Source organism: Luteimonas flava, assembly GCF_036584485.1.
Lineage (GTDB): Bacteria > Pseudomonadota > Gammaproteobacteria > Xanthomonadales > Xanthomonadaceae > Luteimonas > Luteimonas flava.
Genome location: NZ_JAZHBM010000034.1, coordinates 1 through 405, shown reverse-complemented (window position 1 = coordinate 405; position 405 = coordinate 1). Strand labels below are relative to the sequence as shown.

The window sequence follows — 405 nt, the reverse complement described above, 5'->3', positions numbered from 1 at the left end:
CTCGTGTCTCGGCCTTAGAATTCCGGATTTACCTAAAATTCCAGCCTACACACTTTCACTTGGACAACCAACGCCAAGCTTGCCTAGCCTTCTCCGTCCCTCCATCACTGATTATATAAGTACGGGAATATTAACCCGTTTCCCATCGACTACGCATTTCTGCCTCGCCTTAGGGGCCGACTTACCCTGCCCTGATTAGCATGGGACAGGAAACCTTGGTCTTCCGGCGTGGGAGTTTTTCACTCCCATTATCGTTACTCATGTCAGCATTCGCACTTGTGATATGTCCAGCAAGCTTTACAACTCACCTTCATCCACTTACACAACGCTCCCCTACCCAGCATGTAAACATGCTGCCGCAGCTTCGGTATATTGCTTAGCCCCGTTACATCTTCCGCGCAGGCC

At 50.4% G+C, this 405-nt stretch carries 1 rRNA gene; it reads right to left on the bottom strand.

Annotation, left to right across the window (positions count from 1 at the left end):
• Window positions 1-405 (bottom strand): 23S ribosomal RNA (locus tag V3391_RS17570); the annotation flags it as partial.